Source organism: Acidovorax sp., assembly GCF_046341535.1.
Lineage (GTDB): Bacteria > Pseudomonadota > Gammaproteobacteria > Burkholderiales > Burkholderiaceae_C > Acidovorax.
On the sequence record NZ_JBKDRI010000166.1, the window covers coordinates 1 to 7,561 of the forward strand.

The window sequence follows — 7,561 nt, forward strand, 5'->3', positions numbered from 1 at the left end:
AGGCAATCCATCCAGTGCCTGGCCCGTGCGTTGACCCCAAAACGGCCCGCAACCCAAGTCGGGGTGGGGGCCGGTGTGCCTGGTTACCACGCCATAGCCTTTTGCAGCACATCAAAGCCCTGGCCAGAGCACTTGGCAGCACCGCTTTTGGAGCGCCATGCGGCGTTGCTTCTCCTTGCAGGCACGAGCCTGCCGCGTCGTCGCGCCTTGCCTGGCACCCCAACAGCAGCGCTGGCAAATGCATCCAACTGCCGTTTTGAGGTTGATTTTGTCCGGCTGGACGCCTGTGCATAAGATGGCGGTGGCAGCGATCAGGTTTTCTTCATGTAAGCTCGCGGTCAGCTACCTGCAAGGCAGCGTCGGGCGGGAAAGCGTGCCCACTTCTGGCGTTGGGGCTGCCCTTCCGGCAGGGTTTCAACGTCATGGAATGATGGTGCCACCTGTACAAATCCACCTGTTATGACTCTGATGATTTCACGGCTGCAGCGTCTTGTGCCCTGTGCGATGGCGGTGCTGTTGGCCGCCTGCGCGCCGCTGACGGTTCCGCCCCAAACCGAACACCCCGTGGGCCGCGCGCGCCTCGTTTTGCCCCCTGGCGAATGGCAGGACCTCGGGCGCGCTGACACGGTTGCGCCCGGCTCAGACGGGCGCTTGATGCTGGAGGCACGCGCAGTGGGACTGCGTGGCACCCAGGGTGAGTGGCTGGCTGTGCTGCGCGTGCACACCAACCGCACGGGCACCTGGCGCGGGTCTGCAGCAGGCGCCGGCTCTTGTCCGGCCCAGCGGAATGTGATGGTGGAAGATGCCGCCGCCGGTAGCGCCGTGCGCGCAGACTGCCTGCGCCTGAAGCTCTGGGGCAGCAGCCCGCGGTGGCTGGAGCAAAACCGGCCTGACCTCGTCCGCTGGCTTGCCGACCGCGCCCTGACCCTGAGGCAGCCATATACCTATCTGAGCTACCGCTACGCGACCGAGGTAGGTGCCTGGGTGGATGTGGATGCGCTGGTGGACCAACGGCTGGTACAGCCCAGGGCCACCAACAACATGGAGTTTCTGGCGGCGGGCCGCCCGTCGCTCCAGTGGGCGCGCGATATGGCCCAGTCGGCGCGCCTGAGTGTCGCGATGATGGATGGTCAACTGGCCATTCCGCCGTTTCCTTTTCCAACGCCGTCCGCCAGCCGTTAGCGCGCAAGTGTGCCCGCCCGTAGGTTTTGCATGACGATTTCAAACATTCGAGGAGACCTTTGATGCAGACAAGCCCAGTACCGCAGCCACAGCGCATCGGTGTACCGCGGGAAATCTTCCCCGGCGAAAAGCGCGTGGCTACCGTGCCCGATGTGGTGGAAAAGCTGATCAAGCTGGGTTTTTCCGTCACCATCGAGTCGGGCGCCGGAGATGCCGCCAATTTCAGCGATGACGCCTACCGGGCAGCAGGCGCCGAGGTGGTCGCCAGTGCTGCCGCCTTATGGGCTGCCGCCGACATCGTCCTGAAGGTGCGCCCGCCCAGCAGCGACGAAGTAGCGCTGATGAGGGAGGGCACCACGCTCATCGACTTCATCTGGCCCGCCCAGAACCCCGAACTGATGCAGCAGCTGGCGGCCCGCAAGGCGACGGTGCTGGCCATTGACTGCCTGCCGCGCACGCTCTCGCGCGCGCAAAAGATGGATGCGCTGACCTCCACCGCTGGCGTCAGCGGCTATCGCGCGGTCATCGAGGCCGCCAATGCCTTCGGCCGATTCTTCAACGGCCAGATCACGGCGGCTGGCAAGGTGCCACCGGCCAAGGTTTTCATCGCGGGTGCTGGTGTGGCGGGGCTGGCCGCCATCGGGACGGCGGCCAACCTGGGCGCCATCGTGCGGGCCAATGACACCCGTGCCGAGGTGGCCGACCAGGTCAAATCTTTGGGGGGCGAGTTCGTCAAGGTGGACTACGAGGAAGAAGGCTCGGGCGGCGGCGGATACGCCAAGGTCATGAGCGAAGGCTTTCAGGCGGCGCAGCGCAAGATGTATGCGGAGCAGGCCAAGGACGCCGACATCATCATCACCACTGCGTTGATCCCCGGCAAGCCCGCGCCCAAGCTCATCACGGCTGAGATGGTGCAGAGCATGAAGCCTGGCAGCGTGATCGTGGACATGGCCGCCGAGCAGGGCGGCAATTGCGAACTGACGGTGCCAGGCCAGGCCGTGGTGCGCCATGGCGTGACCATCGTCGGTTACACCGATCTGGCATCGCGCCTGGCCAAGCAGTCGTCCACGCTATACGCCACCAACCTGCTGCGCCTGACCGAAGAGTTGTGCAAGGCCAAGGACGGCGTGGCGGTGGTCAACATGGAAGACGACGCGATCCGCGGCCTCACCGTGATCAAGGATGGCGCCATCACCTGGCCTGCCCCGCCGCTCAAACAGGCGCCGGCGCCCGCACCCAAGCCTGCAGTGGCGCCTGCAGTCGCCAAAAAATCCAGCCATGGTCCGGGCGAGCCCATGTCTGCCAAGACGCTGACCATCGTGTTTGCCGTGCTGGCCGTGCTGTTCTGGGCCGTTGGCGCCTACGCGCCTGCCGCGTTCCTCGGGCATGTCACGGTGTTCGTGCTGGCCTGCTTCATCGGCTACATGGTGGTGTGGAACGTCACGCCTGCGCTGCACACGCCGCTCATGAGCGTGACCAACGCCATCTCCAGCATCATCGCCATCGGCGCGCTGGTGCAGATTGCACCGCCCGATGCGGGGGTGAACGGACGACCGGACGGGCTGATCCTCTGGCTGGCGTTTGCGGCCCTGGTGCTTACGGCCATCAACATGTTCGGCGGCTTTGCGGTCACACGCCGCATGCTCGCCATGTTCCGCAAGTAACTCCATCACAACAAGAAAATCAGGAGCACAGAACATGTCTCAAAGTCTCGCTACCGTGGCCTACCTGGGCGCGGCCATTTTGTTCATTCTGAGCCTGGGTGGGCTCTCCAACCCGGAAACTTCGCGTCGTGGCAATCTGTTCGGCATGGTCGGCATGGCGCTGGCCGTGCTGGCTACCGTATTCGGACCGCGCGTCAGCCCTGCCGGCGTGGCCTGGATTGTGGGCGCGCTGGTGATCGGCGGCGGCATTGGCCTGTATGCCGCCAAGGTCGTGAAGATGACCCAGATGCCCGAGCTGGTTGCCCTCATGCACAGCCTGGTGGGCCTGGCGGCCTGCCTGGTGGGGTTTGCCAGCTATGTTGATACGTCGATCCAGCTACAGGGCGCGGAAAAGATCATCCATGAGGTCGAGATCTACGTAGGCATCCTGATCGGCGCCGTGACGTTCTCGGGCTCGCTAGTGGCCTTTGGCAAGCTCAACGGCAAGATTGGCGGCAAGCCGCTGCTGCTGCCGGGGCGCCATTGGCTCAACCTGGTGGCGCTGCTGGTGGTGATCTGGTTTGGACGTGAATTTCTTCGCGCCGAAACCATCGAGCAAGGCATGGTGCCCCTCATGGTGATGACGGCCATCGCCCTGCTGTTTGGCATCCACATGGTGATGGCCATCGGCGGTGCCGACATGCCGGTGGTGGTGTCCATGCTCAACAGTTACTCGGGCTGGGCGGCAGCCGCTACGGGCTTCATGCTGTCCAATGACCTGCTGATCGTCACGGGCGCGCTGGTGGGTTCCTCAGGGGCCATCCTCTCCTACATCATGTGCAACGCCATGAACCGCAACTTCATCAGTGTGATTGCGGGCGGGTTTGGCTCGGGCGCCAGCGCGCCCGCCAAGAAGGGCGATGCGGCCGAGCCCCAGGGTGAGGCGGTGCCCGTGAGTTCCGCCGAAACGGCCGAACTGCTGCGCGATGCCAAGAGCGTCATCATCGTGCCCGGCTACGGCATGGCTGTGGCCCAGGCGCAGCACACCGTGTACGAGATCACCAAGACCCTGCGCGAAAAGGGCGTGAACGTGCGGTTCGCCATTCACCCGGTAGCGGGCCGCATGCCCGGCCACATGAATGTGCTGCTGGCCGAAGCTAAGGTGCCGTATGACATCGTCATGGAGATGGACGAGATCAACGAGGACTTCCCCGATGCCGATGTGGCCATGGTCATTGGCGCCAACGACATCGTCAACCCGAGTGCCCTGGACGACCCCTCCAGCCCGATCGCTGGCATGCCGGTGCTTGAGGTGTGGAAAGCCAAGACATCGATCGTCATGAAGCGCTCCATGGCATCGGGTTATGCCGGGGTGGATAACCCCCTGTTCTACAAGGGCAACAACCGCATGCTTTTTGGTGACGCCAAGAAAATGCTCGATGACGTCTTGGCTGCGCTCAAGGGCTAGAACACCAGCCGGAAGGACTTGCCGGCCAACCAGGGCCTGTTCGCACTGGCAAAAATAGCCTGAACAGGCCCTAGGAGCCTGTCGGACTTGGAGCTTCGAAAGCGAAAATCGGCCCCAGCGAGGACAGTTTTTGCCGAATTTGTTGCCCCATAGCCGAGCTATGGGGCAAAAAGGCGGTTAAAAATGGACCGCTGCGGCCGATTTGCAGCCGACGATTTCCAAGTCCGACAGGCTCCTAGGCACGAGCGTGCAAAAAGTAAGTCTGGTTTCGCATCCCCATAACACTGATCAGGAGACAAACAATGACCGACCGCCCATGGCTCGCCGCATACCCCCAGGGGGTGCCTGCCGACATCGACCCTTCGCAGTACCCGTCCCTCGTGGCGCTGATGGATGAGGCGTTCAGCAAGTACGCCAGCCGCGTGGCCTACAGCTTCATGGGCAAGGACATCACCTACGCCCAGACCGATTCGCTGAGCAATGCGTTTGCCGCCTACCTGCAGGGCCTGGGCCTGGCCAAGGGCGACCGCGTGGCCATCATGATGCCCAACGTGCCGCAGTACCCGGTGACGGTGGCGGCCATCCTGCGCGCTGGGTTTGTGGTGGTCAACGTCAACCCGCTGTACACGCCGCGCGAGCTGGAGCACCAGCTCAAGGACTCTGGTGCCAAGGCCATCGTCATCATCGAGAACTTTGCGTCCACGCTGCAAAGCTGCATCGGCAACACACCCGTCAAGCATGTGGTGCTGTGCGCCATGGGCGACCAGCTCGGCCTGCTCAAGGGCGCCCTGGTGAACTACGTGGTGCGCAACGTCAAGAAGATGGTGCCCGCCTTTGACCTGCCTGGTGCGGTCCGCTTCAATGACGCCGTGGCCCAGGGCACGCGCGGCAACCTTCGCAAGACGGATATCCGCCCCGATGACATCGCGCTGCTGCAGTACACCGGCGGCACCACGGGCGTGAGCAAGGGGGCCGTGCTTTTGCACCGCAATGTCATCGCCAACGTGCTGCAGTCCGAGGCCTGGAACGACCCGGTGATGAAGAAGGTGCCGGCGGGCGAGCAGCCCACCAGCGTCTGCGCGCTGCCGCTCTATCACATCTTCGCGTTCACCGTGAACATGATGCTGAGCATGCGCACCGGCGGCAAGACCATCCTGATCCCCAACCCGCGCGATCTGCCGGCGGTGCTCAAGGAACTGTCCAAGCACACCTTCCACAGCTTCCCGGCGGTCAATACGCTGTTCAACGGCCTGGCCAATCATCCCGACTTCAACACCGTCAACTGGAAGAACCTCAAGGTGTCGGTCGGCGGAGGCATGGCTGTGCAGGGCGCCGTCGCCAAGCTCTGGCTTGAGAAGACCGGCTGCCCTATCTGCGAGGGCTATGGCTTGTCGGAGACCAGTCCGTCGGCCAGCTGCAACCCGGTCACGGCCACCGAATACACCGGCACCATCGGCGTGCCGATTCCCAGCACCTACCTCAAGCTGCTGGATGACGATGGCCACGAGGTGACCACGCTGGGCCAGCCCGGCGAGATCGCCATCAAGGGCCCGCAGGTGATGGCCGGCTACTGGCAGCGCCCGGACGAGACCGCCAAGGTCATGACCGACGACGGTTACTTCAAGTCCGGTGACATCGGCGTCATGGACGCCCGGGGCTATTTCAAGATCGTGGACCGCAAGAAGGACATGGTGTTGGTCAGCGGCTTCAATGTCTACCCCAACGAGGTCGAGGAAGTGGTGGCCAACTGCCCCGGCGTGCTCGAATGCGCCGTGGTGGGCGTGCCCGATGAGAAAACCGGCGAGGCCGTCAAGCTTGTCATCGTCAAGAAAGACCCGGCGTTGACCGAAGCCCAGGTCAAGGAGTTCTGCCGCGCCGAACTCACGGGCTACAAGCAGCCCAAGGTGATCGAGTTCCGCACCGAGCTGCCCAAGACACCGGTGGGCAAGATCCTTCGCCGCGAACTGCGCGATAAGAAGTGATCAACCCCCTGAGCGGCTTCCGGGCTCGGTGCTGGCCGCCAGAAGCGGCAGCTCTTCGGGCCGTCCAAGCCTGCGCCGGCAGGTTTGGAGCCATGGCCCTCAGCCCCTTGTCTCGCTGCGCTGCGCTTAGCGCGAAGGGTACGACGCCAGCGCACGCAAGCGGAGCGCCGCTCAGGCGGCTTGGCGGCCCTTGCGCGGCGTTCACTGACCGGTAGCATGCCAGCTTCGCCGCATCGCCCATGGCCACCGCCATCCTGAGCGCATTGCCGCAAGAGCAGAGCACGCTGGTCCACCGCCTTGCGAGGCCGCAACGCGTGACGCATGCGGGACGCGCATTCTGGACGGGCGACATCGAAGGGCGTGCGGTGGTGCTGGCGCTCTCGGGCATCGGCAAGGTTGCGGCGGCCACCACGGCCACGGCATTGATCGAGCGCTTTGGCGCGGCGCGCATCCTCTTCACCGGCGTGGCAGGCGGCATTGGCGATGGTGTGCAAGTGGGTGATGTGGTGGTGGCCGAGGAGTACCTCCAGCACGACCTGGACGTATCACCCCTGTTCCCGCGCTGGGAGGTGCCAGGCTACGCGCGGCACCGCTTCGCCTGCGATGCTGGGCTGACTGCTCTTCTTTCAGGAGCTGCTGGCGCTTATGTGACGAGCGCTACAGGTCATTTTGATCCTAAAATTTCGCTCCAGGTGGCCGACGGCACCTCTGCCCGGCCCCGGCTGCACCACGGCCTCGTGGTCAGCGGTGACCGCTTTGTGAGTGCCGCCGACGAAGTGTCGCGCCTGCGCACTGCGCTGCAGGACGGCGGCCACGATGTGCTGGCCGTGGAAATGGAGGGCGCCGCCGTCGCCCAGGTGTGCCACGACTACGGCGTACCCTTTGCCGCCATGCGCACCATCTCCGATCGCGCCGACGACACCGCCCACGTCGATTTCGCCGCATTCGTGCAAACCGTGGCCAGCCGCTATGCCGAGCACATCATGCTCGGTCTTATGCGATTGCTATAAATATAATAGCTGAATTAGCAATAGATACAGGCGCTACCGGGTGATTTGATCCGGATTTCTGGTCAGGGCGGCGATTGGGTTTCCGGCCGCCCCGTGAAACCGGCGCGCCCGAATGCCAGCGCCACCGCGGAACCGGCTTAGCCCGAATATTTCACGGCAATTGGTCGAAGGCGGAGCGAAGCGAGTTTTTCTGTTGATTTTGGGCTGCCAAGTGCTCTGGCCAGGGCTTTGATGTGCTGCAAAAGGCTATGGCGTGGTAACCAGGCACACCGGCCC

The 7,561-nt window shown here is 63.8% G+C and carries 5 protein-coding genes; all 5 read left to right on the forward strand.

Annotated features, from left to right (window positions below):
• Positions 1–459: 459 nt before the first annotated feature.
• The 5 genes from ACK543_RS12515 to ACK543_RS12535 all read left to right on the forward strand — a co-directional run bounded on the left by ACK543_RS12515 (position 460) and on the right by ACK543_RS12535 (position 7,285).
• Positions 460–1,182 carry a hypothetical protein gene (locus ACK543_RS12515; protein WP_409943174.1) on the forward strand — a complete coding sequence of 241 codons (723 nt, stop codon included), beginning with the start codon at positions 460–462 and terminating at the stop codon, positions 1,180–1,182.
• A 62-nt stretch (positions 1,183–1,244) separates the two neighbouring features.
• Entirely contained in the window at positions 1,245–2,846 is a 1,602-nt protein-coding gene (locus tag ACK543_RS12520; RefSeq protein ID WP_409943175.1) for a Re/Si-specific NAD(P)(+) transhydrogenase subunit alpha, read from the forward strand.
• Positions 2,847–2,880: 34 nt separating this feature from the next.
• On the forward strand, positions 2,881–4,293 hold the full coding sequence (gene pntB, locus ACK543_RS12525; RefSeq protein WP_409943176.1) for a Re/Si-specific NAD(P)(+) transhydrogenase subunit beta: 1,413 nt from the start codon (positions 2,881–2,883) through the stop codon (positions 4,291–4,293).
• 302 nt (positions 4,294–4,595) lie between these two features.
• On the forward strand, positions 4,596–6,275 hold the full coding sequence (locus tag ACK543_RS12530; protein WP_409943177.1) for a long-chain-fatty-acid--CoA ligase: 1,680 nt from the start codon (positions 4,596–4,598) through the stop codon (positions 6,273–6,275).
• Between the two features lie 239 nt (positions 6,276–6,514).
• On the forward strand, positions 6,515–7,285 hold the full coding sequence (locus tag ACK543_RS12535; RefSeq protein ID WP_409943178.1) for a 5'-methylthioadenosine/adenosylhomocysteine nucleosidase: 771 nt from the start codon (positions 6,515–6,517) through the stop codon (positions 7,283–7,285).
• The last annotated feature ends 276 nt before the right edge of the window (positions 7,286–7,561 follow it).

Coding starts and splice junctions, on each gene's coding strand:
- pntB (WP_409943176.1), top strand. CDS start 2,881: ATGTCTCAAAGTCTCGCTACCGTGGCCTACCTGGGCGCGGCCATTTTG.
- ACK543_RS12515 (WP_409943174.1), top strand. CDS start 460: ATGACTCTGATGATTTCACGGCTGCAGCGTCTTGTGCCCTGTGCGATG.
- ACK543_RS12520 (WP_409943175.1), top strand. CDS start 1,245: ATGCAGACAAGCCCAGTACCGCAGCCACAGCGCATCGGTGTACCGCGG.
- ACK543_RS12535 (WP_409943178.1), top strand. CDS start 6,515: ATGGCCACCGCCATCCTGAGCGCATTGCCGCAAGAGCAGAGCACGCTG.
- ACK543_RS12530 (WP_409943177.1), top strand. CDS start 4,596: ATGACCGACCGCCCATGGCTCGCCGCATACCCCCAGGGGGTGCCTGCC.